This is a genomic window from Streptomyces sp. NPDC057616, assembly GCF_042800575.1.
Lineage (GTDB): Bacteria > Actinomycetota > Actinomycetes > Streptomycetales > Streptomycetaceae > Streptomyces.
Map to the genome: position 1 here is coordinate 166,168 of NZ_JBHVGU010000018.1, position 24,879 is coordinate 191,046.

Annotated in this window: 26 protein-coding genes; 16 read left to right on the forward strand and 10 right to left on the reverse strand. The window is 70.7% G+C overall.

Going from position 1 to position 24,879, the window contains the following annotated elements; all coding sequences use genetic code 11:
• Positions 1-159 precede the first annotated feature (159 nt).
• The 9 genes from ACFU97_RS23640 to ACFU97_RS23680 all read left to right on the forward strand — a co-directional run bounded on the left by ACFU97_RS23640 (position 160) and on the right by ACFU97_RS23680 (position 7,388).
• Positions 160-1,191 carry a winged helix-turn-helix domain-containing protein gene (locus tag ACFU97_RS23640; RefSeq protein WP_384259704.1) on the forward strand — a complete coding sequence of 344 codons (1,032 nt, stop codon included), beginning with the start codon at positions 160-162 and terminating at the stop codon, positions 1,189-1,191.
• Positions 1,192-1,422: 231 nt separating this feature from the next.
• Positions 1,423-1,812, forward strand: a complete 390-nt coding sequence (locus tag ACFU97_RS23645) for a hypothetical protein (protein ID WP_384259706.1) — start codon at positions 1,423-1,425, stop codon at positions 1,810-1,812.
• Between the two features lie 335 nt (positions 1,813-2,147).
• Positions 2,148-2,633, forward strand: a complete 486-nt coding sequence (locus tag ACFU97_RS23650; protein ID WP_384259708.1) for a hypothetical protein — start codon at positions 2,148-2,150, stop codon at positions 2,631-2,633.
• Positions 2,634-2,833: 200 nt separating this feature from the next.
• Complete coding sequence (locus tag ACFU97_RS23655; RefSeq protein ID WP_384259710.1) at positions 2,834-3,454, forward strand: SigE family RNA polymerase sigma factor; 621 nt, start codon at positions 2,834-2,836, stop codon at positions 3,452-3,454.
• Positions 3,447-4,133 carry a hypothetical protein gene (locus ACFU97_RS23660; RefSeq protein WP_384259712.1) on the forward strand — a complete coding sequence of 229 codons (687 nt, stop codon included), beginning with the start codon at positions 3,447-3,449 and terminating at the stop codon, positions 4,131-4,133. The genes ACFU97_RS23655 and ACFU97_RS23660 overlap by 8 nt, the downstream gene beginning before the upstream one ends.
• 225 nt (positions 4,134-4,358) lie before the next feature.
• Positions 4,359-5,705 carry a GH25 family lysozyme gene (locus ACFU97_RS23665; protein WP_384259714.1) on the forward strand — a complete coding sequence of 449 codons (1,347 nt, stop codon included), beginning with the start codon at positions 4,359-4,361 and terminating at the stop codon, positions 5,703-5,705.
• 25 nt (positions 5,706-5,730) lie between these two features.
• Positions 5,731-6,135 (forward strand): hypothetical protein, encoded by a 405-nt coding sequence (locus ACFU97_RS23670; RefSeq protein ID WP_384259717.1) that lies wholly within the window; start codon positions 5,731-5,733, stop codon positions 6,133-6,135.
• A gap of 25 nt (positions 6,136-6,160) precedes the next feature.
• Positions 6,161-6,577: a hypothetical protein gene (locus ACFU97_RS23675; RefSeq protein WP_384259719.1), complete on the forward strand. Its 417-nt coding sequence runs from the start codon at positions 6,161-6,163 to the stop codon at positions 6,575-6,577.
• 61 nt (positions 6,578-6,638) lie between these two features.
• Complete coding sequence (locus ACFU97_RS23680) at positions 6,639-7,388, forward strand: D-Ala-D-Ala carboxypeptidase family metallohydrolase (RefSeq protein ID WP_384259721.1); 750 nt, start codon at positions 6,639-6,641, stop codon at positions 7,386-7,388.
• Between the two features lie 65 nt (positions 7,389-7,453).
• On the opposite strand, the gene ACFU97_RS23685 is transcribed toward ACFU97_RS23680, so the two are convergent.
• From ACFU97_RS23685 to ACFU97_RS23695, 3 genes are all read right to left on the reverse strand, one after another.
• Positions 7,454-8,581 carry a helix-turn-helix domain-containing protein gene (locus ACFU97_RS23685; protein ID WP_384259724.1) on the reverse strand — a complete coding sequence of 376 codons (1,128 nt, stop codon included), beginning with the start codon at positions 8,579-8,581 and terminating at the stop codon, positions 7,454-7,456.
• A gap of 94 nt (positions 8,582-8,675) precedes the next feature.
• Positions 8,676-9,344, reverse strand: coding sequence for a hypothetical protein (locus tag ACFU97_RS23690; protein ID WP_384259726.1), 669 nt, complete (start codon positions 9,342-9,344; stop codon positions 8,676-8,678).
• Between the two features lie 35 nt (positions 9,345-9,379).
• Positions 9,380-11,653 carry an MMPL family transporter gene (locus ACFU97_RS23695; protein ID WP_384259728.1) on the reverse strand — a complete coding sequence of 758 codons (2,274 nt, stop codon included), beginning with the start codon at positions 11,651-11,653 and terminating at the stop codon, positions 9,380-9,382.
• 556 nt (positions 11,654-12,209) lie between these two features.
• Between ACFU97_RS23695 and ACFU97_RS23700 the strand changes: the two genes are divergently transcribed.
• Positions 12,210-12,896: a response regulator transcription factor gene (locus ACFU97_RS23700; RefSeq protein ID WP_384259731.1), complete on the forward strand. Its 687-nt coding sequence runs from the start codon at positions 12,210-12,212 to the stop codon at positions 12,894-12,896.
• Positions 12,893-14,302: a sensor histidine kinase gene (locus tag ACFU97_RS23705; RefSeq protein ID WP_384259733.1), complete on the forward strand. Its 1,410-nt coding sequence runs from the start codon at positions 12,893-12,895 to the stop codon at positions 14,300-14,302. Before ACFU97_RS23700 ends, ACFU97_RS23705 begins: the two co-directional genes overlap by 4 nt.
• Before the next feature lie 119 nt (positions 14,303-14,421).
• Here ACFU97_RS23705 and ACFU97_RS23710 read toward each other — a convergent pair whose 3' ends face one another.
• On the reverse strand, positions 14,422-14,949 hold the full coding sequence (locus tag ACFU97_RS23710) for a hypothetical protein (protein ID WP_384259735.1): 528 nt from the start codon (positions 14,947-14,949) through the stop codon (positions 14,422-14,424).
• A 308-nt stretch (positions 14,950-15,257) separates the two neighbouring features.
• On the opposite strand from ACFU97_RS23710, the gene ACFU97_RS23715 reads away from it, so the two are divergent.
• The gene (locus ACFU97_RS23715) at positions 15,258-16,499 is read left to right on the forward strand and encodes an amidohydrolase (RefSeq protein ID WP_384259738.1); all 1,242 of its coding nucleotides are present in this window, start codon (positions 15,258-15,260) and stop codon (positions 16,497-16,499) included.
• A 7-nt stretch (positions 16,500-16,506) separates the two neighbouring features.
• Here the strand turns inward: ACFU97_RS23715 and ACFU97_RS23720 are convergent, their stop codons facing one another.
• On the reverse strand, positions 16,507-16,863 hold the full coding sequence (locus ACFU97_RS23720; protein WP_384259740.1) for a WhiB family transcriptional regulator: 357 nt from the start codon (positions 16,861-16,863) through the stop codon (positions 16,507-16,509).
• 511 nt (positions 16,864-17,374) lie between these two features.
• Here ACFU97_RS23720 and ACFU97_RS23725 point away from each other — a divergent pair.
• Complete coding sequence (locus tag ACFU97_RS23725) at positions 17,375-18,148, forward strand: hypothetical protein (RefSeq protein ID WP_384259742.1); 774 nt, start codon at positions 17,375-17,377, stop codon at positions 18,146-18,148.
• 124 nt (positions 18,149-18,272) lie between these two features.
• Here ACFU97_RS23725 and ACFU97_RS23730 read toward each other — a convergent pair whose 3' ends face one another.
• Positions 18,273-18,443, reverse strand: coding sequence for a hypothetical protein (locus tag ACFU97_RS23730; protein ID WP_384259745.1), 171 nt, complete (start codon positions 18,441-18,443; stop codon positions 18,273-18,275).
• A 197-nt stretch (positions 18,444-18,640) separates the two neighbouring features.
• Here ACFU97_RS23730 and ACFU97_RS23735 point away from each other — a divergent pair, with 197 nt between their 5' ends.
• Positions 18,641-19,366: an MBL fold metallo-hydrolase gene (locus ACFU97_RS23735; protein WP_384259747.1), complete on the forward strand. Its 726-nt coding sequence runs from the start codon at positions 18,641-18,643 to the stop codon at positions 19,364-19,366.
• Between the two features lie 879 nt (positions 19,367-20,245).
• Here the strand turns inward: ACFU97_RS23735 and ACFU97_RS23740 are convergent.
• Complete coding sequence (locus tag ACFU97_RS23740; RefSeq protein WP_384259750.1) at positions 20,246-20,626, reverse strand: hypothetical protein; 381 nt, start codon at positions 20,624-20,626, stop codon at positions 20,246-20,248.
• 419 nt (positions 20,627-21,045) lie between these two features.
• Between ACFU97_RS23740 and ACFU97_RS23745 the strand changes: the two genes are divergently transcribed.
• Positions 21,046-21,510 carry a peptidoglycan-binding protein gene (locus tag ACFU97_RS23745; protein WP_384259752.1) on the forward strand — a complete coding sequence of 155 codons (465 nt, stop codon included), beginning with the start codon at positions 21,046-21,048 and terminating at the stop codon, positions 21,508-21,510.
• 113 nt (positions 21,511-21,623) lie between these two features.
• Here the strand turns inward: ACFU97_RS23745 and ACFU97_RS23750 are convergent, their stop codons facing one another.
• Together ACFU97_RS23750 and ACFU97_RS23755 are read right to left on the reverse strand one after the other, a co-directional pair.
• Positions 21,624-22,556 (reverse strand): SCO1860 family LAETG-anchored protein, encoded by a 933-nt coding sequence (locus ACFU97_RS23750; RefSeq protein ID WP_384259754.1) that lies wholly within the window; start codon positions 22,554-22,556, stop codon positions 21,624-21,626.
• A gap of 328 nt (positions 22,557-22,884) precedes the next feature.
• The gene (locus ACFU97_RS23755; protein WP_384259757.1) at positions 22,885-23,670 is read right to left on the reverse strand and encodes a helix-turn-helix domain-containing protein; all 786 of its coding nucleotides are present in this window, start codon (positions 23,668-23,670) and stop codon (positions 22,885-22,887) included.
• Between the two features lie 62 nt (positions 23,671-23,732).
• Here ACFU97_RS23755 and ACFU97_RS23760 point away from each other — a divergent pair, with 62 nt between their 5' ends.
• Entirely contained in the window at positions 23,733-24,542 is an 810-nt protein-coding gene (locus ACFU97_RS23760; RefSeq protein ID WP_384259759.1) for an SDR family oxidoreductase, read from the forward strand.
• A 16-nt stretch (positions 24,543-24,558) separates the two neighbouring features.
• Here the strand turns inward: ACFU97_RS23760 and ACFU97_RS23765 are convergent, their stop codons facing one another.
• Positions 24,559-24,789: a tautomerase family protein gene (locus ACFU97_RS23765; RefSeq protein ID WP_384259761.1), complete on the reverse strand. Its 231-nt coding sequence runs from the start codon at positions 24,787-24,789 to the stop codon at positions 24,559-24,561.
• Positions 24,790-24,879: the final 90 nt, after the last annotated feature.

The following is a 24,879-nucleotide window of genomic DNA, read 5'->3' on the forward strand; positions in this document are numbered from 1 at the left end:
CCGAAACATTCACCTACGCACCGACCGGGCGGTGGCGTGTGCCGCGCCTCCTCACCCTCATGCGGACCCGCGAGTTCAAGCCACTCCCCGCAGGTGATGAACCAAGCCGCCGCCGCTCGCGTCATCTCCCGAGACCGCTTGTTCTTCGGGGGAGTAACGGTGCTGCGAATTCACTTCGCGGGCGAGGACATCGGGCGCGTCCGATTGGCCGCCGGGCCGAGACCGGCCTGGGAGATGCTGCTGAGTCTGCACGCCCTGCGCGGGCCGGCCGACCACGGCGTCTTCGGCCCGTGGCGCGCCAGGACGCGGAGCACGCTCGACCCCTCCGCGAGGCTGCTGCTGCGCCTCGCCCCGCCGAGGGGCTATTCGCCGGACTTCCTGACTCCGGCGGCCGACAACGATATCGAGTCCGTCGTGGACGCCGTGCAGAGCACGCCCCGGGGCCGGTTGCGCACGGAGCTCACGCTGCTGGCGGCCCAGCGCGCCCCGGCAGGCTGGATGCGGCCACTGGCCGGCGGTGACACCACGGCCCTGCGACGCGTGGGCAGCGCGATGCTCCGGTACCACCAGCGTGCTCTGGCTCCGGCGTGGGACCACATACGCGGGGTGGTCGCGGCCGAGCGTGCGGCACGCGCGGCGGACCTGCTCGACGGAGGCGTGGAGCGGATGCTGAGTGGGCTGCATCCGCAGATCCGCTGGGAGGCGCCGGTGCTCTCGGTGGCCTATCCCGTCCGCAGGGAACTACACCTCGGCGGCCGGGGGTTGCTGCTCGTGCCCTCGTACTTCTGCTGGGCGCGTCCCATCGCGCTGCACGACTCCGGCCTTGATCCTGTGCTGGTGTACCCGGCCAACCGGGGCCTTCAGCGGCTCGCGGACGTGCCGGAGGCGTCCAACGGCGATTCCCTGGCCCATCTGCTCGGTGCCACGCGCGCCGCCGTTCTGGGGGAGATCGCGGGTGCCGAGGGTGTCACGGGCACGGACCTCGTCCGGCGCCTTCGTATTTCGCCCGCCTCGGCGAGCGAACATGCCTCCGTGCTGCGGCGGGCGGGCTTCGTCGTCAGCCACCGTACGGCCAACACCGTGTGGCACATGCCGACCCCTCTCGGCCGGGCAGTCCTCGAGCGTGGCACCGGCGGGCGGGCCCGGTGCCCAAGTCAGCCCAGCACGGCCGGAGTCGACGCCCTTCCGTGAGGACCCCCACCCCGGTCCAGGACCCGTTCCATGTCAAGTCCCTCGCGCGTGACAGGCCGGTCTTTCGGTTGAGTCCGAACCGCCGTGCGCGAGTTGAGCGTCTCGTGCAGGCTGAGCCGCGACCATCGGTCTCCACTCGCTCGAAGCTCACGCCGGAGGCGGCTTCGCACCGCGTCTGCCCACCGCGCGGCGCGGCAGGACCGAACCGACATCGTCATCAGGGGGATCACCATGAGGACACCCGCGCGCAAGATCTCGGCGCTCCTCACCACCGGCCTGTCCCTGGCCGCGCTGGGCACCTTCCTCACCGGCACCGCGCAGGCGGCCAATCCGTGCTGGTGGGGCAGTAACGGCATGCACATGTACTGCAACAACGTCGTGGGGGCCACGGTGTACGCCACCCCCGACACCAGCCATCCGGTGGGCAAGATGTACTCGAACCCGAGCTGGTTCGAATGCCGCACCGACCACGGCGCCTACGTCGGCGGTCCGCACCCCTACCGGTGGGAGTACACGGAGGCCGACAACGGCCAGTGGGGCTACATGAAGGACACCGATATCTACAGCGAGACGGACCCGCTGACCGAATACATCGGCAACGGCATCCCTCAACCCTGCTGACACGCCGCCGTCCGGCCGTCAGCAGGACTGACCGAGCACACGGAACCCACCGAACACGATCCGACAACGGGGAAGGAACCACCGGCACGTCAACGTCCGCTCGGGTCCGTCCACCACGTACTCGATCTCCGGCCACGTGGCGGAGGGCTACGTCAGCGCGGTCTATCTCAAGGGGGACCAGTACGGCGGGCTGCCCGCATCGGCGACCTGCTGACGACGCCTCGACCACGCAGGGGCGGCGAACCACCGTTCGCCGCCCCGTACTTCGTCCCGGAGCAGCGTCCGGGCGACCGAAATCCCGCCACGATGGACCTGCCCAGAGGGAGAGCAGCTCAATGCAGTCGATCAAGAAGCTCGCGGCCCGTGCGGCCGCGGCCGCCGTACGTGGATCCACCACTTCGGCCGGCGACCCCGGCAAGGCCGGACCACGGCGCCGTGGCGCCGCCGCGGTGGCCGGCGTACTCGCGCTGGCCGGGGCCGCGGTGGGCACGGCCGCCTCACCGGCATCGGCCGCGGGCTGGGCCTGCGACCACGACGGACAGACGGTGTGGTGCGCCTCGGTGACCGGCATCTCGTCCGGGTCCTATCTGGCCTCCCACAACGGACCGTCCTACGGATCGGGTACGACCGGGCACCGCTACTACAACGGCAACACCATGATGCTGGCCTGCTGGACGACCGGCGACGGCGACGCGGACGGCCACGGCGACCACTACTGGTTCGCGCTCGACTTCGACAGCGACAGCGGTTACATCAACGACTGGTACGTGACGACCGGTTCACCGTCCCAATGGCAGCCACACGTACCGCACTGCCGGTGACACCGGCACGACCGGCGGAGCAGAGGCCTTGGGTTTCACGAGGTACAACGGCACAGGAAGTGTGGCGTGGAACCCTCGCCCCTGCGAACGCCTGCGCATCCGATGCGGAATCGGCTGCAACCCTCCCTCGCGCTCGGGCGTGACCAGCTTGTGAGAGGGCACAGGCGAGGCCCTCGCCCGAGAGGAGCGAAGGGGGGCTTGTGCGCGACCCAGACGACTTCGACGCCTTCTACACCGGCAGCGTGCGGCGGCTGACCAGCCAGATGTACGCGATGACCGGGAGCCGCAGCGAAGCGGAGGACCTCGTCCAGGAGGCCTTCGCCCGCGCCTGGCAGAACTGGCAAAAGGTGTCCTGCTACGACGACCCCGAGGCGTGGGTGCGGACCGTGGCCCACCGCCTGCGCGTGAGTGTGTGGCGCAAGGCGGTCAACCGCCTCGCCGCCCACCGGCGCCGCGGTCAGGACGAGGACGTCCCCGCCATCGGCATCGACTACGTGGCCATCGTGTCCGCCCTCCGTCGCATCCCCACTGCGCAACGACGGGCGATCGTCCTGCACCATCTGGTCGGCCTGACCGTGGACGAGATCGCGCACGAGACGGGTGCCCGGCCCGGCACGGTCAAGGCGTGGCTCTCGCGCGGTCGGCGGGCCATGGCTCCGTACCTGACGGAGTCGGCCGGGGACGCCGGTCCCCCTGGTACGGCCGAACCCGGCGCGTCAGGGGGCGCGGACGCCGCCCTACCGGTCCCCGGCCGGCACACGACCGCCATCCGCAGCAGCGCCGTCGGCTCGGCCGGCGAGGAGGTGCCCCACCGTGACTGAGGAGTTCGAGGCCCACCTCAAGGCCGGTGACGCCGAGTTCGGCGCGCGAATCACTCCGCGCGCCCCCGAGGCGGTCCGTGCCCGCGGCGACCGGCTCCTGCGCCGCCGCCGGTTCGCCACCGTCCTGGCCGCCGTGGCCGTGGTGTCCGCGATCGCAGGCGGCGTGCTGGCCGTCGTGGGGCCCTCCCGCGGCACCGCCCCTCCCGCGTCGGCGACGACGGACGGCACGACGGCGGTCCCGTCGCAGGCCGCAAGTCCGACGCAGGGCGGCGCCACCCAGGTTCCGCCGAGCGCGCCCACCACCACTCCCCCGAGCACCGCTGCCGCTTCTTGCCGGTCCCTCGTCGTGCCGCAGTCGGTGAAAGACGCCGTCACCCAGGCCTATCGCCGTTCGCAGCACGGTCTGGAGCACATCACCCCGGCCAAGGGCAGCTTCTACTACGGCACATGCGGCGACACCGCGTACGCGGCCACCCGGTTCGAACCCACCCCGGGCGCCACACCGGGCGAACAGGTCCAACTGCAGGACGCGGGCGGCCAGGAGAAGTACTTCACCAAGGCCCCGGCCGGCCAGTGGACCTACGTGGCCGGCGACGGACTCCCGCGTGACCCGCGCGGCTGCGCCGCCATCCCACAGATCCCCTCCGACCTGGCCCGTCTCTGGGCCGACTGCAAGTAGACCCCCGCGGCCGGGGTGCCGGGGCGCGACGCTCGACCCAGTCCGGTTCCGGTACCGCCGTGGGCGTCCCATCTCCGTCCCAGCGACGGTCGGTCTTCGCAGGTCACGGGCGGCTGACCATCCCGGCGTCCCAATCCGGGAATGAGGGGGTCCGCTTCGGGGCGACCGCTGCGAGCATGACCGGCACCGGGATCTCCCGGCCAACTCACAAAGGGGGAACACCAGATGGGACAGAGGACGCTTCTGCGGGGTCTGACCCTCGCCGTAGCAGCGGTCCTGCCCCTGTGCGGGACCGCGGTGGGGCAGGCGGCGGGGTCCGCGGCCACCGCCGTCGCGGTCTGCGGGCACACGAGCGCGCAACCGACCCTGCAACAGGGGTCCACGGGGGACGCGGCGCTCGAGGCGCAGTGCGAGCTCAACCTGGCGACCAAACCGAGCCGGTACACGCCCATCGCGGCGGACGGCTCCTTCGGGCCCGGCACGGAGACGCGGGTCAAGGAGTTCCAGCGGTGCGCCGGGCTGGACGTGGACGGCGTGCTCGGCCCCAAGACCTGGGCGACGCTGAACACTTGGGCCGCGCAGCCGCACACCTGCGCCACGCTGGGCACGTCGAGTACGGCGCAATCGACCGTGTGCGGCCACACCACCACGCGGCCGACGCTGCGTCAGGGGGCCACAGGCACCGAGGTCAAGGAGGTGCAGTGCCGTCTCAACCTGGCCATGGAGCCGTTCCATTACGCACCGCTGGTCATCGACGGCAGCTTCGGCGGCGGGACCGAGTCGCGGGTCATCGAACTCCAGCACTGCGCCGGCCTCAGTGCCGACGGCGTCGTAGGCCCCAACACCTGGGCAAAGTTGGTGGATTGGTCGAGTCGTACCACGTACTGCACGCCGCCGCGGCCCGCGGGCTACTCGATCGACGGCCTGGACACGGCCAAGTACCAGCACCCCGGCGGCGCGCCGATCGACTGGAAGGCCGTACGGGCGTCGGGTGTCGAGTTCGCGACGGTCAAGGCGACGCGGGGCACGAACGTCACCGACGACTACCTCACCTCCGACCTCCAGGGGGCCAGGGCCGCGGGGCTGGCCGTCGCGCCCTACCACTTCTACACCGGCAGCTCGCCCGACACGGGCACCGCGCAGGCCGACCGGTTCATCGCCGCCGTACGGGCCACCGGCTACACGGGGCAGCGTGCGGGCGATCTGCCGCCGGTCTTCGACCTGGAGCGCATGGACGACGGCAGCGGGCGCTGCCCCACCTACGGGACGGTGTCCGACACCAAGGCCTGGCTCGACCGGGTGCAGGCCGCCTTCGGCCGTACTCCGATCATCTACACCCAGAAGTCCTTCCTCGACGACTGCATGGGCTCGACCACCGCCTTCGCCGGATATCCGCTGCAACTCGCCGACTACCGCCAGTCGATCACCCAGCCGCCCGTGCCGAACGGCTCGACGACCTGGACGATGTGGCAGTACACCGATGCCGCGCTGTTCCCGGGCATCCAGGCACCTGCGACCGGGGACGTGTTCAACGGCACCCAGGCCGATCTGGATCGGCTCGCCAACCGCTGATCCCGCCCGAAAGAGGAGAACCCGCATGACCACCCGGTTCGCTCGGGCGTTTCCCGTCGCGCTGCTCGTCGCCCTGGGACTCACCGTTCCGACACCCGCCTCCGCCTCGCCCCACTCGCCCGCCACGACCGCCGCGGCGACGACCTGCTACGGCGGGGCGGTCACGGTGCACTACGGCGACGCGCTCGAGTTCGGCCCCTACTGGGCCTCGGCCCGCTGCACCGACATCAACATGCGCGTCATCGGTGGAACCGCCGAATACGTCAACGCCTGCGTGAAGTTCGCGAAGTACGGCACCTGCAACCGCTGGACCAAGGTCGGCCGCAGCTGGACGACCATCGCCACCGACGTCCTGGACGGCAGCAAGTTCACGGTGCCCGCCGGCGTGCCCCTGGAGGGCGACGACGCCGTCATGCAGATCGCCTTCTGACCCCCTCTCACCGACGGAGACCCCCATGATCCGCCAAAGAACCTTCGCCGCGGCCCTGTTCACCGCGACCGCACTGCTCGGAGCGGGCGTCGCGCCCGCCTCGGCCCACCCCTCGGCCGCCGCCGTCAGTTGCTACGGCGGCGCCAAGTCCCTGACGTACCACTACTCCCCGGCCGCCGTGGAGTACGGCACCTACACCACGTCCTCGCGGTGCAACGACATCAACCTGCGCCTGATCACGGACGAACCGGGGGTGTACCTGGACGCCTGCGTGGTGTTCGTCGACCACACCACCAAGTGCAACAACGGCGATGCATACACCACGCACGGTACGGAGTGGGGAACCGTCGCCACCGACGTCAAGGACGGCACCCACTTCGTCCTGCGCATCCACGCCTATGACACCGACGCGCAGAACGTCTCCTTCCAGATCGCCTACTGACCTCTGACCCCTCACGACCGGCCTCTGGCCTCTCCCCCACCACCGTTTCGAAAGGACCCCCATGACTTCCTCCTTCCGTCCCATCAACCGCCGCGCCATGCTGCGCGGCACGCTGGCCGCCGGCGCCGGCGTCGCCTTCGGCCAGCTCCTGTTCTCGGGCACCGCGCAGGCGTACGCGTGGTCGCGCACCCTCGAACAGGGCGCGAGCGGAGCCGACGTGACGGAGCTTCAGATCAGAGTCGCCGGGTGGGCGGCGGACAGCGCCAGCCACAGCCGCGTCAGCATCGACGGCGACTTCGGTCCCGGTACGGCCGCGGCCGTTCGCCGCTTCCAGACGGCGTACGGTCTCACCGCCGACGCCAGCGTCGGGCCGAACACCCAGGCGAAGCTCAACTCCCTTGAGCAGTCGGACGGTTCCACGCTCCACTTCAACTGGAGCGAGTTCGAGAACCAGACGGACGGCACCTTCAACGGCGGCAAGCTGAGCGCGTCGCAGGTGAAGGAGAACGTCCGCCGCTGCATGTACAAGCTGGAGGCGCTGCGCAAGAAGCTGGGCGACAAGCCGATCACGGTCAACTCCGGCTTCCGCAGCATCGCGCACAACGCCGAGATCGGCGGCGCCAGCGACAGCATGCACCTGTACGGCACCGCGGCCGACCTCGACGTGTCCGGCGTGGCCACCAAGACCGTCTACCAGAAGGCGGAGACCTGCGGATTCTCCGGGCTGGAGACGTACACCGTCGACCACCAGCACGTCGACAGCAGGGCCGACCTCGGCCGTGCCTGGTGGTGGGAGGACGGCACGGTCTGACGCCGGCCGGACGTCCGGAGCCTCGGGTGCGTGCCGTCGTGGCGGCACCCGAGGCTGCCGGCTTCTCAGGCTTTCGGTGCGTTCGTCGGTGCGTTCTTCAGCGCCGCCTCGCACGAGGGCCAGTCGTGGAAGTCATGCCGGACGCTCCACAGCCGGTGCGCCGCCTGGATGTTCCACTCCGGGTCGAACGCCCGCAGCGGAGTGCCGTGGAGATCCAGCAGGCGGGCGTCGGAGATCTGGAACACACCCCAGTTGCGGCTGCCGTTGGTGTTGGGCAGCACCCACAGCGGGTCGAGGAACGACGCGCAGCGGGCGATAGACACGGCGGTGTCCGGGTCCTCGACGAACACCTCGCGAACCCGCTTGGCCACCTTCGCCGGCGACCAGGTCACCATGCTCGTCCTCCTCGCGTAGAGCGCCTTCTTGGTGGCCTCGTCGACCACGCCTCGTGCCGTCACACCGGACAGCACCTGGAAGGCGGTCACCCGGCGCAGCGTCTCCGGTCCGAAGTCCCCGTCCACGGCCAGCCTGCCCTTCGCCCGCACCAGCAGGCTCTGGACCTCCCGCACGCAGTCGTCGTGCTGTCCCATGCTCACCGTCGCGCAGGCCGGGGAGTCCAGCACCTTGTCACCGGCCGCCGGAGAGGCATCCGCCGGGTGCCCGGAGGGCAGCCACACGAAGCCGGCCACCAGCATCACCGCGACCACGGCCGCCAGCACCGCCCACCGCGAGGAGAGCCGCCCCGGCAGCAGGGACCGTGCCGGTGCCTGGCCCTTGTCGGGCGTTGGCTCCGGCGAGGTGACGTCGGCTGGTCCAGGGCTGAACTGCACGGGCTCGGCGGATGGGGCCGGCGAGTCGGGTACGGCGAGTGTGGCGGGCGCCTCGTGCACATCGCGTACCGGTCGTGGTTCCGGATTCTCCTCGGCCGAGGCGGCCGGTGCGTCCCGGTCGCTGTCCGCCAGCGCCCACAACCGATGTAGTTCGCGAAGCTCGTCCGCACTGGCGCCGCACACCTTGGCGAAGGCGTGCACCGCCCGGTAGTCCCCCGGCACGCTCAGGCCGGAGCAGTACCGATGCAGACTGGAACCACTGACACCGGCCTCCTTGCCGAGGCGGTCGTACCCCCGGCCACTGCGGTCCTTCAGCATCCGGAGGTAGGCAGCGAATTTCTCAGTACGCGCAGAGGCAGCCACAGGTCCCCCCTTGCTCAAGCCCCTACTGACGCGTAGAAGCTACACCGCGAACCCGCACGCGCGTTCCCTTTCCGCGGGGGAACGCGACCACCAGCTACGCCCTGCCCGACAACGAGGTTGAGGCTCCGTCCAGGCCGAAGGACAGGCCGGTGGTGGTGACGTCGACGCTCGTGGCCTTCAGCCCCAACGGGTAGGCGACGTCGGTCCGTTGGGCCAACCCGTCCTGGATGCGGTCGACGAGCCGGCCGGGTGCGGCCCTGCCGAGAATCGTCGCGCTGTCCAGGTGCAGGACCATCCGCCCCTCCTCGACCCGGGGTTGCAGGGTCACCTGCCCCAGCCCGCCCTGGCCGAGTTCGAGGGTGACGGTGTCGGCCTCGTCGTCGAAGTGGACGGCGGTGACCGGCAGTCGGCTGTCGCGGTCGCCGGTCATGGACTGCAGGGACGTGGCGGGGATCTCGACTACGGCGTGCGTACGGGCGACCGTTCCTGAGCGTTCGCCCGTCAGACGAATGTCGTCCAGGCGGACGCGGACGGACACGTCCGGGATACGGCCGAGGGTGGCATGGTCGTTGGCGACGGTCACCGAGTCGAGGTGGCGGTGGAGCAGGTCGACCAGAGCCGACCCATCGTCGACGTCCACGCTGCTGCCCTTGCCTAGTGCCCGGTCGGCCGCCGCGGCCACGCGGCTGTGCAGCAGCGCGCGGGCGGTGAGTTCGGTGACGCCGACGGCGAGCAGCACGACAGCGAGGGCGACGGCGGTCACCGATACGGCCCTACGCCGCCGGAAGACGGACGGGATCATCCCTGGTCTCCCCGGGCAGCCGTGGCCGCGCAGGCCGACTTCACGTTCGGCGCCACAACTCCCCCTGCCGGCACCGGGCCTTCGGGATCGAGGTGCGGCAGGAGCCGGTCCAGCCAGGCCGGCAGCCACCAATTGGCCCTCCCGAGCAGGTACATGGTGGAGGGCACGAGGACCAGCCGGACGACGGTGGCGTCGATGATGACGCTGACACCGAGCCCCAGGGCCAGCATCTTGATCACCACGTTGGTGGAGAGCAGGAAGGCCAGGAAGACGCTGGTCATGATGAGCGCGGCGCAGGTGATGACGCGCGCGGTGCCGGCCAGACCGGTCGCGACGCTGAGATGGTTGTCCCGGGTCTGCAGCCACGCCTCGCGGATGCGGGAGAGGAGGAAGACCTCGTAGTCCATGGACAGCCCGAAGACGATGGCGAACATCATCATCGGCACGTACGACTCCACCGGTACGGGTTCGCCGACCCCCAACAGAGCGCTGCCCCAGCCCCATTGGAAGACGGCGACGACGACGCCGTAGGCGGCACCGATCGAGAGCAGATTCAGCAGGGCCGCCTTGAGGGCGACGAGCAGGCTGCGGAAGACGGTGAGCAGGAGGAGGAAAGCCGCCACGACCACCACCGCGACGATCAACGGCAGACGGTCCACCACAACGTCGCGGAAGGTGAGTTGGGCGGCGGTGACGCCGGTGACATAGCCGTGGGCGCCCGTGCCTTCGAGTGCGTCGGGGAGGGTGTCGTCCTGCAGGCGGTGCATCAGGTCGGAGGTGGTCTCCTCCTGCGGGCCGGTGTCCGGCGTGACGGTGGTGATCAGCAGGGCGTGGTCGCCGCTGGTGACGGGAGTGGTCACCTGGGCGACGCCGGGTGTCGCGGCCAGTGCGTCGTGCAGCGTCGTGGGCGACGCGCTGGTGTCGCCGTGCGCGTCGCGCAGGTCGGCGACGATCGTGAACTGACCGTTGGCGCCTGCTCCGAAGCCGTCCGCGACGAGGTCGTAGGCGCGCCGGTCGGTGTAGTCGGTGGGGTCGGCGCCGTTGTCGACATGGCCGAGGCGCATGGAGGCGGCGGGGACGGCCAGCACGGCCAGGACCAGGGCGCCGACGGCGAGGAACACCCAGGGACGGCGGCCCACGGCGGCGGCCCAGCGGTGCCAGGTGTCGGCGGTGCCGCTCGGTTCGTCGACCGGAATGCGCACCCGCCAGCGGTCGATGCGGCGGCCGGCGACGCCGAGGAAGGCGGGCGTGAGGGTGAGGGCGGCGACGGCGGCGACCAGGACGGTCAGCCCCGCGGCGGCCCCCAGAGTGCCGATGAAGGTCACGCCCGAGGCGTAGAGGCCGCCCAGGGCGAGGGCGACGGTGGCCGCGGCGACGACAACGGCGCGGCCACTGGTGGCCACGGCCCGGCCCGCCGCCTCCGTGGGGTCGTCGAGGGTGTGCAGGAGCCGGCGGTGACGTGTGCTCAGGAACAGTGCGTAGTCGATGCCCACCCCCAGGCCCATCATGGTGGCCAGCGTCGGCGCGGCGTTGCCGAAGGTGAACGCGGCGGCCAGCAGGCCGAGCAGGGAGATGCCCGCGAGCAGCCCGACCACTGCGGTGAGCAAGGGGAACGCGGCGGCGGCCAGGCTGCCGAATCCGACCAGCAGCACGAGCACGGCGGTGGCGAGGCCGATCGCCTCCGACAGCCGGTCCGCGGCCTTGGTGCGCGCCAACTGCCCCAGTGGGCCGCCGTATTCGACCTCCACGTGGTCGGCACGCAGACCGTGCACGGCGTCGTCGACACCGTCGAGGTAGGAGACCTCGTAGCGGGCGGGGTTCTCGGTGAAGCGCGCCGTCATGATGCCGGTGGCGCCGTCGGCGGAGACCGCGCCGGGCGTCTGCAGCGGGTCGGCCACCGTGATCACCCCGGGCAGTTCCCTCAGCTCGCGCACCGCGGTGGCGACGCTGTCCCGATGGGCGGAGAGGGTGCCGTCGCCGGTGTGCAGCACGATCTGGGAGGCGGTGCCGCGGACCTCCTTGGATCCGTGTGCGTCCAGCAGGTCGGCGCCGGTCTGTGCGGAGGTGCCCGGCAGCGCGAAGTCGTCGTCGTAGGTGCCGCCCCAGGCCCGGTCGGCGAAAAGAACGGCCAGCAGCACCAGCAGCCAGCAGGCGATCACCCACCACGGCCGTCGGGCGCACCGGCGGCCGAGCCGGTGCAGGCGGCCGACGCCTTGGGGGGCTGCTTCGGGGTGGCCGGGGTTTCGGGGAGTTGTGGAGACGTCGGTCATGCATCGTTCCTTGTCATGGGGTGGTGTAGGCGTCAGCGCGAGGCGCCGCGTACCTCGGCCCAGCGCCGGACCTGTCCGTCGTAGCCGTATCCGCCCCAGCCGCCCGAGAGCGCCTCGGCTCGGATCGCCGCCCGTCTCACGGCCCACCCACTCCCATTCAGAGCACGCAACATCCTTATGCCGAGCTTGAGTCGGGTGGGAAGAGCCGCGAATCGGAGTCGGCCGTTCTCGGCTCGGAGGCTGCCGGCAACGGCCGGGCTTCTCGCCGAAACGCTCACAGCGACCGTGTCGGCCGGCCTGGCCGACGAGGCCGTCCAGGCCAGTGCGGTCACGGCGGCCGTCGCGATCGCCGGTGCGACGACCCGCCTGTGGCGAGCCACGGCGGTACGGACGTGGATCACGGTGTTCTCCCTTGCTCGATGGCGGCCTCAGCCTGGCCGGAGCGTGCGAGCGGAAGGTTCGGCGAATGTTCGGGGCGTGTAAGGGCTGGTCGCGAGCGCGACCAGGCCTCGCCGCCCTGGTTAGCATCGAAGGCCGCGCCGGAAGAGAGAGACACATGCCGGAGAGCAAAGGGCTCGTCCTGGTCGTCGAGGACGAACGGAACATCGCCGACCTGCAGCGGCGCTACCTGAGCCGGGAGGGCTTCGGCGTCCACGTCGAGGCCGACGGCCATGCCGCGCTGGCCTCGGCCCGCCGCATGCGTCCGGCGGCGATCGTGCTGGACATCGCCCTGCCCGGCATGGACGGCATGGAAATCTGCCGTCGGCTGCGCCAGGAGGGCGACTGGACGCCCGTGCTGTTCGTGACCGCCCGCGACGAGGTCACCGACCGCATTCTGGGCCTGGAACTGGGCGGCGACGACTACCTCACCAAGCCCTTCTCCCCGCAGGAGCTCGTGGCCCGCGTCAAGAGCCTGCTGCGGCGGGCCGCCGGCCCGGACCGCGATCCGGTGCGCCGGGTCGGGCACCTCGTACTCGACACCGGTCGTCGCACCCTGCATGTCCAGGACCGCCCGGTGGAGCTGACGACCACCGAGTTCAACCTGCTCGCCTTCCTGATGCACCACCCCGGCCAGGTGTTCACCCGCGAACAGCTGCTGGCACAGGTGTGGGGCTACGCCGACTACCGGGACACCCGCGTGATGGACGTCTACGTCTCCCAACTGCGCGCCAAACTCGGCAGCGCCAGCCCTCTGCGCACGGTGCGCGGCGTGGGCTACGGCGTCAGTGACGGCGGCCGATGAGCATCGAACGTCCCCGCGGCTCCCTGGCCCGCAGCATCGTCCTGCTCGCCACCGCCGTGGCCGCCGTGGCCGTACTGGTGACCGGCCTCTTCGCCTGGCGGATCATCGGGACGAACACCGAGGCGCAGGAACGTGACCAGCTGTCCCGCCAGGCGCAGGTGCTGGCCCGCACCCCTCCCCTGGCCTCCTGGATGCTGGACAGGCAGCAGCGCATCGCCGGTCCCGACGACATCAGCCTCGCCCTCGTCCGTCCCTCCGGCGAGGTGGACGGACCCGCCGCGTCCGTCGTCGACACCGAATCCCGCACTGCGCTGCTCTCAGGCGGCGCCGTGTCCGCCACGGCCCGTCTCGACGGCCACCAGGTCGTGGTGGAGGGCGTACCGACACCCACCGGCGGCGGGCTGGTACTCGCCCAGCCCATGAGCGCCGTCGACCAGGCCACCGACCGGATGCGCGGAGCGCTCGCGCTGCCCCTGGTCCTGGGCCTGGCCGGCGCGGCCCTGGGCGGCGCGCTGCTGGGCCGTCGCCTGGCCCGCCCGCTGGTGACGGCCGCGCGGGCCGCGCACCGGCTGTCGGCAGGTGAGCGCGGGCTGACGGTGCCGACCGCGGGGCCGGCCGAAGTGGCGGAACTGGCCGGTGCGTTGAACGCCCTGGACGGGGCGCTGGCCCACAGTGAGAACCGGCAACGCGACTTCCTGCTCTCCGTCTCCCACGAGATCCGCACCCCGCTGACCACCGCGCGAGGCTATGCCGAGGCCCTCGCCGACGCGGTCATCACCGGTGACGAGGTGCCCGCGGCCGGCCGCATCCTGCGCACCGAGATCGAGCGGCTGGAACACTTCGTCGGCGACCTGCTGGCCCTGGCCCGCCTCGAAGCCGACGACTTCCGCCTCGACGTCGCCGAGGTCGACCTCGGCGACCTGGTCGGGGAGGCCGCAACCGCCTGGTCCCCCCGCTGCGCCCGGCACGACGTCGACTTCCGGGTCGAGCGGCCCGCCCATGCGCCGACTCTCACCACCGACAGCATCCGCGTACGCCAACTCCTCGACGGGCTCGCCGAGAACGCCCTGCGTGTCACTCCGGCCGGAAAGCCTCTCGTCCTCGCCCTGCGCGCCGATGCGTCCGGCGCCCTGCTGGAGGTGCGCGACGGCGGTCCCGGCCTCACCGACGACGACGTCGCGGTCGCCTTCGAACGCGGCGCCCTCAGCGAGCGCTACCGCGGCGTCCGCCCGGTCGGCAGCGGCCTGGGCCTGGCCATCGCCCACCGCCTGACGGCACGCCTCGGCGGCACCATCACCGTGCGGGGACACGGTCCCGAGGGCGGAGCCTGCTTCACCGTCCGGTTGCCGGCCCTCTCCCGGGCCACCACCGGATCCGCCCCGGCCGGACGAGTCGAAACCAGGTAGGCCCCAGGACCCGACGCCCCGCCCGCTGCCCGCATGGTTGTGCTGCCGCCGTCGTCGTCCGCACACGAGCCGGGCCTCGGCCGTCGCGCGTCGGCCGAGGCCCTGATGGGGGTGCGAGATCAGCAGCGCTTGGCCGTGGTGGCCTGGCCCGCCACCGGGTCGCCGGGGGCGCGCAGCGTGCCGATCGCCGCCGTGCACTCCTTCACCGTGTCGGCGGGCAGGGACCAGAATTCCTGGCTGTTGGTGGCGTTCCACCAGTCCTGGCCCACGACCTCGTCACGGGCGTAGCTGTAGACGCCGGTGCTGACGTCGTAGTCCTTGATCTTGTCGCGGAAGCTCTGCCACACCCAGACGTAGCCGTAGTTCGCCTGGCACTTGGGCGAGTAGAACTGCTTCACCGAGGCGACGTGGGCTCCGCTGCGGTTGATGTAGGCGGTGGCTCCGATCTGATAGGCGTCCGAACAGACGCCGGCCGCCTGCGCCTTGACGCTGAAGGGGTTGCCGGCCTCGGACGGGGTGGTCGAGCGGGTGGTCAGACTCTGCTTGCCGGGCGACGGAGCCGGGCCGGTCCCGGCGAACGCGGACGAGGCCGGCAGCAGGACGCAGGCGGACGCCGCCGCCACGACCAGGACGGATCGAGCACGCATGTGGAAGTTCCCCCACTTCTTGGTGTGTGACGCGCAGGGTGGAGAAGCGGACGCGGGCAGGGGTCATCGCAGGGCGAAGCACCATGAAGAGGTGGAGAGCACCAGGAAGAACGCTGTCCGCGCGTTTCGGTCATCAAGTCAGACCACCGGTGCCGCAGGATGGTTGTGGTGCAACACACATTTATTGAGGGCGAGTTCGATGTGCGCGACTGGCGGTTCACAGCGCCAGGGCGCGGAGACGGACAAGCGGTGCGAGGATCGAGTCGGGCGCAGGGGTGGCCTGCTACGACGCGAAGGAGTGTCCGCCGGTGAAGAGTGAGTGGCTGCAGCTGGACGGCCTGAGCGCGGATCTTGCCGACCTCTATCGCGACCTCCACCAGCATCCGGAGCTGTCGCTCCAGGAGGTCCGCTCGGCCCGACTGCTTGCCGAGGCGCTGGACTCCGCCGGATTCGAGGTCACCGAACAGGTCGGCGGCACCGGTGTGGTCGGTGTCCTGCGGAACGGGGACGGACCGGTGGTCATGCTGCGCGCGGACTTCGACGCCCTGCCCGTCGAGGAGAAGACCGGTCTGCCGTACGCGAGCACGACCCGGGCCACCGACGCCGAGGGACACGACGTCCCCGTCATGCACGCCTGCGGACACGACATGCACGCCGTCTGCCTGGTGGGCGCCGCCACTCTGCTGGCCCGTACCTCCGATACGTGGTCCGGCACCCTGCTCGTCGTCCTCCAGCCCGCAGAGGAACTGGCCCGCGGCGCCCGGGACATGGTGGAGGACGGGCTCTTCGAGCGCTTCCCGAGGCCGGGCATCGTGCTGGGCCAGCACGTCGCACCGCTTCCCGCCGGGTTCATCGGCCATGCTTCCGGTCCGGTCATGGCCGCCGCGGACAGCGCGGCCGTCGTCCTTCACGGGCGGGGCGGCCACGGCTCCCGGCCCGAAGCCACCGTGGACCCCGTTCTGATGGCCGCCCACGTGGTGACCCGGCTGCAGGGCATCGTGGCCCGCGAAGTGCCGCCCGCCGAGGCGGCCGTGGTCACCGTCGGCCGGCTGCAGGCCGGAACCAAGGACAACATCATCCCGAACACTGCCGAGCTCGGCATCAACGTACGGAGCTACTCCCCCGAGGTCCGCGCCCTCGTCAAAGCGGCGATCGAACGCATCATTCACGCGGAGTCGGCGGCCGGCCCGGCCCCGCAGCCACCCGACATCGTCTGGACGCACAGCGCCCCACTGCTGGTCAGCGACCCGGAGGCGACGGCCGCCACGGTGGCCGCCTTCACCGATCACTTCGGGCCGCAGCGTCTCCTGCCGATGCCACTGGTCGCCGCGAGCGAGGACGTCGGCGTCTTCGGCGAGGCAGCCGACGTCCCCACCGTCTTCTGGTTCTGGGGCGGACTCGACACGGAAACCGCGCTGGCCGCCTTGTCGTCCGGAAACATCGACTCGCTGCCGAGCAACCACTCGCCCCACTTCGCCCCGGTCATCGAGCCCACGCTCACCACCGGGGTCCAGGCACTGATCATCGCCGCCCGCACCTGGCTCGCCTGACGTTCACTCACAGCGGCTTCTCATCGCGGTCCAGGTCGTTGTCCGGGCCGTCGCGGTTGTAGCGGCCCTCGTCCGCCGATCCGTACACGACGTGGGCCGGCTCGGTCACGGCTCTGCGGATGGCGCGCCGCTGAGTTGCCGTCGTCGCGCCCCAGATGCCGTCGTCCTCGCCGTGGTCGATCGCCCAGGTACGGCAGGAGATGAGCACGGGGCACCGCCTGCACACCGCCCGGGCATGGCGGGCGTCGGTTTCGGAAGCGGCGGAGTCGGAGAGCGGAAAGAAGACTTCCGGATCTTCCCCGACACAAGCAGCGCGGTCACGCCAGTCTGGGGTTTCGGGGGACGCGCCAAACAAACCGGTCATGGTGCACCTCTGGTCAGCCCGACTGCACGCAGTGCGAGCGATGGCTGCGGCACGCAGCTGTACCGCACGCCCGGCAGAGGTTTCGTCCTACCGTAAGGCAAGATGCCCGATTTGCGGTAGTGGTGCGGTTCAGCGAAAGAAGAGTGCGCGGGGTGACGTGCGGTGGCGCCACCCGTGAGCCGGCAGACCTACCAATCACACGGTCGTGTCACGGCCTTCGACACAACGCGTGACGGGCACCTGACACGGGTAAGATCCGCCAGGTTCAACCGCACAAAGACAACGGGGGTACGCCGTGAGCTCGTACGGGGGGACTGGCTACGGGAGTCCGCAGTTCGGACCGAACGGGCGGCCACCCGGGCCCGGACCGACGGGCCCCTACCCCTCCCCACTCCCCCCGCAGCCGGGCGCCCCGTATCCGCCGCAGCCGCCGGCCGGCTGGGGTCCCAACCCGCCGCACCCGTACGGCGGGAATCCGCCTCCCGGCATGCCGCCGGGGATGCCCCCGGGGATGCCGCCCGCCCCGGCACCGACGCGCCGCCAGAAGATCCTGCGCTGCCTCCGCAATCCGCTGTACGCCGCCCAGCAGGTCTTCCGCCCGTCGCGCCCTGATCGAGTCGAGGACCCGACCGTCGGCCGGCTCCAGCTGTGGCGGACCGTGCTGGGCGTCGCCGCCTGGCTGTGGCTCACCATCACCTACGGCCTGATCAGCGACGCCGACGACGTCACGTCCGCCCTCTCGGACCGGTTCGACCAGGCGTGGATCAGCGTCCTGGTGCTCATCTGCACGTTCCCCGTGGTGGTGGGCGTGTTCGTGGCGGTCGCCGAGACATCCCTGCGGGGCCTGTACGTACGTCGCGCCCTGCGTTCCGTGGCCTCGATCGGCGCCCTGATGGCCGCCATGGCGACGTTTCCGCTGGCCATGGCACCGGACCCGGTCACCAAGGGATTCAGGGACTTCATCGGGGTGCCCGGCAAGATCGCCCTCGGGCTGTTGTGCCTGTGGTCGCTCGGGTTCGCGCTCTACGGCATCGGGCTCTCGCTCGTCCACGTCCTGCGCACCGCCGACATCCACGAACTGGTACCGCCGAGCCTCGCCATCGTCCTGTCCTGGGAGCTGGCCCTGATCGATGTGATCACCGGTGCGTATGCCGGCGTCCCCCTGGTCGCCAGAGTGGTCTTCATGATGGGCGCCCCGCTCACCGTGACCGCCCTCTCCTACTGGGAGATGCGCCGCTTGCGCGAACGCCACGGCCTGAGCCTGCGCCAGGCGCTACGTGCCTGAAGTCGTCGGCGGGGTCGAGGTGAGCCGCGACGGTGAGTCGAGGCGGACCGATCACCCGTGGTTGGCCCGGAAGGTCACACGAGGCAGTGGCGGAGGAGCCGTCGCGCCTTGTGCGCGGACAGGGTCAGCTCGTCCTCGTCCCCCGCGTCGATGACGAGCACCACTTCGTTGCTCGGCGAATCAGCACGTCGCAGCCGGCCAGCGCCTCCAGCACGCGTAGGTCGGGTGCGGTGGACAGGTCTTGCAGGGCCTTGCGCGCCACCGATGCGAAGACCTCGGCCGGGATCTCAGTCATGGAGCCGCACCTTCACTGCACGATCCGGTACAGGTGCATCGCATGACGACGCGACCGTGTGACGACGCGGCCGCGTGACCGCGCGATGTCTGCGCATATCTGGAAGTTCTACGCATAATGGCGGTCGACGTGACTGGCTCGCCCGGGCCCACGCCGGAGGCGGCGAGGCCCGCCGTTCGACAAGGAGGCGCGTATCGATGACGACCAGCGTCGATGAGATCGCAGACGGGATCTACCGGCTGTCGACCTGGGTGCCCGACATCGCGCCCCCGGCCGGGTTCACCTTCAACCAGTTCCTCGTCGACGGCGAGGAGCCGCTGCTCTTCCACACCGGCCCGCGCGCGATGTTCCCCCTGATGTCGGAGGCCGTCGCACGGATCGTGCCGGTCGACCGGCTGCGCTGGATCACGTTCGGCCATGTCGAGGCGGACGAATGCGGGTCGATGAACGAGTGGCTGGCCGCCGCGCCGCGCTCCGAGATCGCCCACGGGGCGGTCGGCTGCCTGGTCTCGATCAACGACCTCGCCGACCGGCCACCCCGCGCCCTGGCCGACGGCGAAGTGATCGACATCGGCGGCAAGCGGCTTCGGCACATCGACACCCCGCACGTGCCGCACGCCTGGGAGGCCAGGCTGCTGTACGAGGAGACCACGCGGACGCTCCTGTGCGGCGACCTGTTCACCCACGTGGGCAACGGTCCCGCGCTGGTCGAAGGCGACATCGTCGAGCCGGCCATGGATGCCGAGGCGATGTTCCGCGCCACCGCCCTCGCCCCGGACACCGGCACGGTCATGCGCCGCCTCGCCGACCTCGAACCCACCACACTGGCCCTGATGCACGGCTCCTCATTCAACGGCGACTGCTCCACGGCGCTGCGCGATCTGGCCACCTCCTACGAAACGCAGTACTTGGCCCGGCCCTGATACACCGGAGGGCGGCCAGCGGCACGGTGCCACGCCCCAGGCACCGGACCAAAGTGCGGGCGCAGGGGGTTTCATGAGTCCGCTCACGATCACGTGGAAGCTGAGCCATCACGGGTGGGTTGCACGCCGTCACCCGACTGATGCTCAACAACACCGATGGCCGGGCCGAGTTCGAGGCCGAGCCGCAGGTCTATCGGTGGCTCTTCCACCGCGAAGGGGCTGAGTCGACATCCGCCCGCTGCGGACTACGGACTCGCAGACCGCCGACGACGCAGCTGTGGTCCTGTGGCCGAGTCGTCACTCGAGGCGCTACGGGCCGCTCTCCGCGCCGTCTCGAAAGGAGGTGCCGGCCCGAAACACCGCTGACTGCCCGGTGCGGCGCGCGGCATCAGGCCCGCACCGCACCAGGCTCACCTCGCGTCAGCAGGCGCCACAGCACCGCCGGGCGGGGCGCCTTCGAACGAGGACCAGGATCACCACCAGGCAGATGAAGATGAGTTGCGGGCACTGTTCCGATCGCGCCAGTAGCGACAGGATGATGTCGTAGTACATGCCGGGCCTCTTTCGTGGATGCTCGGTGGCGGGCCCCGGTCATGTGGCGACATGGGGATCCGGGGCCTGCCGCGGAAAGTGCCACAAGGGTCGATGGAACGTGCCTCTCCGTCACCCCACCCGGGAGGTCAACTACGCCTGGGAATCCTTCCGTTGCCGAACGTCATCCGCAACAAAACCGTCCAACTGTACTCATTCTCCGCGCCTTTGACCCCGTCGAGCGAAGCTCCGCACGCAAAGCGTCACCTTCACGCCAACCGGGTTGGCCACACAAGTAGGCCAACTCGGTTGACCTTTCGATGACAGTCGGTAGCGGTTCGAGGACCGTCAGCCGTCGCGCTCCAGCCGGCGCAGCGTTTCCCGGCTCCATCCGGACAAACCTGCCAGCGCCGACTGGGAGATGCCCGCAGCCGACGCTTCGGCAACCGCCGCACGCAGCAGCTGCCGGGCATCGCGCAGCCTGCGCTCCGCATCCGCACGCAGGGCGGCCGCACGCCGTACACGCTGCTCCATCAGTTCACGCAGCCCGAACACGGCTGGCCGCGCGGCACGTTGCGGTGAACGCACCACCACCCGCACCGCGGGTGCACCGGCCGCCGTCACCTCCTCCAGAGTGCGGCCGTGCTGACCGAGATAGGCCTGGAAGGCATCCACCGCGAGATCGATCGGACTACCGCCCGACCCCCACTCGGGACTGATCTTCTGCACCTGCCACTCACGCCCGTCCCGGAGTTGGACCTCCATCCGGTAATACCCCGCACCCTGCCCCGCGCCAGCCATCCCCGCCCCTCCCGGCCAACCCGATCCCCGCCGCCGTCCCGCAGCCTGCCCAAGTCCAGGTCATTGGACGCGCGCTTCGACGCCTTGCCCGATGGCGTTGTCACCGCACCCCGCGCTGGTAGTCGCGTGGCCGAATGGATGCGCTTCAAGTCTCGTATATCACTTGTCAGTTGAGTGTTCTCTTTGACCTGAAAGCGCCTTCTGAGGCGCTCCCTCCACCACCAGATTCAATCGCGAGACGCTCACTGCACCGGTGAGCGACAGGAGAGGACAGTACGGCGGTTTGCTCCACCTGCCGTAGGCACACGCCTTCACTCATGCATCAGCATCAGGGGGAACACCCAAACATGGCCCTGACCAGGCTCACGAAGACAATCCTCGGTACGTTCACCGCTGCCGCACTCGGCATCGGCACCCTCGCCGGAGCGACCGCGGCCACCGCCGCGCCCGCCCAGCAGACTTCCGCCCGGACCGTCACCATCCAGGCGGTCAACAACCTCGGCCTGAACACCGCCGAGGCGAAGAGCGTGCAGTGCTACGTCCGCGACGCCGTGCCCGTCGGGAAGTACAACCCCGGCGCCATCGACGGCCAGCTCGGCACCAACAGCTGGAAGGCCTGGCAGCGGTTCCTCAACGACCGCGGATACAACGCCGGAACCGTGGACGGCGACGTCGGCCCCAACACCATCCGCGGCCTCCAGCGCTTCCTCGTCGACATCGGCTACGACACCGGTGGCATCGACGGCGTCGCCGGAACCAAGACCAGGGCCGCGTGGAAGGCGTTCGCCAACCTCGGCGGAGGCTGGTGCTGACCACACCCGCCACGCCACAACCAGGCACGCACCGTTGAACATGTTCGCGATGGTGGCCTGGACCGTATGACGTCCAGGCCACCAAGCCCACCCCCAGCCGGTCAGGCCGCGGCTCAGCGACGCCGGTGGCCGCGGGTGCGGGCCAGTACGACGCCGCCTCCGCCGGCCACGAGGAGGAGGGCGCCCGCTCCCGCGACGTACGGCGTGAGCGGGGTGCTGCCGGTCTCCGCGAGGTTGCCTCCGCTGTGCTCACCGACGGACTGCGGCCGCATGTCGCCATGCGCCGGGGTCGCGGCGGCGGACGGCCCCGCAGCAGGCGACGCCTGCACCGCTGCGGACGTGCAGCTCGCCTCCGCCAGCGTGACGGTTCCCTCCACCCGCGCGACGTTGAGCTTCAACGGGTCGACGGAGACGTGCAGTTGGAGCGCGGTCGCGGCGGCGGCACTGCTGGTCGTCTCCGTACGGGACAGGTCGAGCTGCACCGTACCGACGTCGGGGACCTCCACCGTCCGGCTGCCCTTGAGCGTGAGCGGGATCCGCTTGCCCAGGACGGTGATCGGGCCGGGGATCGCCGATGTGGCGGTCGGCTTCTCTCCGGCCTTGCAGACCGCGGTGGAGGTCACCTGCTCGACCTCCACCAGGGCGAGCAGCGGCACTCCCGGGACGTGAACCCGCGCGTGGACGAGGTGGGTGTGCGCCTTGGCCGCATTGTGCGTGACCTCGGCCCTGGCCGTGGCGACATCCGCCCGCAGCACGCTGACGGGTCGGCCGCCCTCGACCGCGTCGAGCTTGATGTCGAGCGTCTTCTTCTCGGCCGTCGCGGGAGCCTGGACCTCGTTGAGCACGGTGTGCAACGGCACGGGTCCGAGCCCGCCGAGGCGCGAGACGTCCAGGCTGGTGCGCAGGACGGCCGCGCTGGCGCTGCCCTTCTTCATGTCGCCGGTGTGCACGTCGCCGGTGTGCGCGGACGCCGCGGTCCCCAGTGCGGCCGGCCCGGCGGCGAAGGCTCCCAGAGCGAGCAGGACGGCCCAACTGCGAGCGGACACAGACGGGAGCGAGACAAAGCTGTTCAAGGTGACGAGTCCCCTGCTTGAAACTACAGAACGATGAGAGAGCACACCGCGCGTCGGTATCCGACGGGGCGATGTCAGCCCGGGTTCATCCTGTCGACACCGATAGCGGCCAGACAAGCATGAAATGCCCAATCGTCACAAAGAGTTAGTTTCGGATCGCCAGTTCGCCTCTTCTGCACGTCCGTCCGAACAGCCTGCCGGGGAACCAGCCCGTCCCCCGGCGCATACCTTCAGATCAAATGCCCTACTCAGGAGGCAAGTTGCTGCTCGGTCGGCCGCCTCCGCCTGCCCGCACCGCGCGTCAGGCAAGCCGGGCGAGGGCGGCCTCGGAGGGGCTCCCGGGTGCCGCCTGATAGATGATGATCACTTGGTGCTCGGCGCCGCCCACGGTGAGTGCCTGGCGTCGTAGGGAGAGCTCCCCGACGACCGGATGCGTGAAGCGTTTGAGCTCGTCGCGCGAGGGCTGTACGTCGTGCCGCTCCCACAGTCGGCGGAAGTCCTCGTCCGCATTCAGTTCGGCGAGCAGCAGCGCCGTCCGGGGATCGCGCGGGTCGGACTCGGCGCGCAGGGCCGCCGCGGTCTGCGCGGCGATCTCCGGCCAGTCCGGGAAGAGTTGACGGGCCTCGGAGGCGAGGAACACGTCGCGCGCCAGGTTGTGGCCGGGTTCGTACATCCGGGCGAGGGCGCGGGCCCGCTTGTTCGCGGCCAGCACGTCGAACCGCCGGTTGCGCACATAAGCCGGAGTGTCCACCCAGGTGTCGAGCAACTGATGCACGTCCCGGGTGACCTCGGTCTCCGTGGACGGTACGGGGTCCGGGGCGGCGAGCGTCCACAGGTGCGCCGTGGCATCGGCGTCCAGTTCCAGTGCCTGCGCGAGCGCCTGCAGCACCTGCGGTGACGGGTGCCGGTCGACGCCCTGTTCCAGCCGGGTCAGGTAGGGCTCGCTGATCCCGGCCAGCCGGGCCAGTTCCTCGCGGCGCAGTCCCGGGACCCGGCGCCGGCCGGTTCCGGGGAGGTCCACGCGCGAGGGTGGGACCCGTCCCCGGCGGGCCTTCAGGAACTCTCCCAGGACGTTGTCGGTCGCCATAGCCGGAGGGTAACCCTCCTGGGGTTCTGGCTGCAGGACGGCGGCGGGCGCAGGGTCGAGGCATGAAGAAGACCTGGTTCATCACCGGCGCGTCCCGCGGCTTCGGCCGGATCTGGGCCGAAGCCGCACTCGCCCGTGGCGACCGCGTCGCCGCCACGGCGCGCCGCCCCGAGACCCTGCAATCGCTCGTCGAGACCTACGGCGACAGCGTCTCCGCCCTCGCGCTCGACGTGACCGACCGGGCCGCGGTCACCACCGCCGTGCAGAGCGCCGTGGACGCCTTCGGCCACCTCGACGTGGTCGTCAACAACGCGGGATACGGCCTCTTCGGCATGGTCGAGGAGACCACCGAGGAGCAGGCCCGCGCCCAGATCGACACCAACCTGCTCGGGCCCCTGTGGGTCGTGCAGGCCGCACTGCCGTATCTGCGTGCCCGGCGCAGCGGGCACATCCTGCAGGTGTCCAGCATCGGCGGTCTCGCCGCCTTCCCCACCCTCGGGCTCTACAACGCCTCCAAGTGGGCACTGGAAGGGATGAGCGAGGCGCTCGCCCAGGAAGTCGGCCCGCTGGGCGTTCACGTCACGATCGTCGAACCCGGTCCCTACGGCACGGACTGGTCCGGTGCGTCCGCGGTGCATGCCGAACCCATCGCGGCGTACGAGCCGATCCGCGAGGCGCGCCGGGCCGGCGCCGCCGCTCGCGCGCCGCAGGATCCACAGGCCACGGCCGCCGTCATCCTCGAACTGGTCGACACCGACGAACCACCCCTGCGGCTCTTCCTCGGCGACTACCCCTATCCCGTCGTCGAGGCTGCCTACCGGCAGCGTCTGGACACCTGGAACGCGTGGCGCCCGCTCGCGACCAGGGCGTGAGTGCCGGGCGGCGCGATCAGGCGTCCCCGGCGTCGGCGGGTGACGCCTCGCCGAGCATGGCGAGCGTCAGTACGTCGCCGCCGATGCCCCAGCCGCCGTCGGCGACCTCCTCGATCAGCACCATGGTGTTGCTGCGGGCGCGCTCGCCGTAGATCTCGACGTAGAGCTCGGTGGTGCGGGTGACGATCTCCTCCTTCTGCTGCGCGGTGAGGGTCTTCTCCGGGACCTTGAAGTTCGCGAAAGGCATGGCTGGTCGTTCCTTCACTCGGTGAGACGTCGGGTGGGAGCCGGTGGGGGCTGCCCGCGGCGAGCGGGAAGCCGGAGCGGCTCTCCTTTC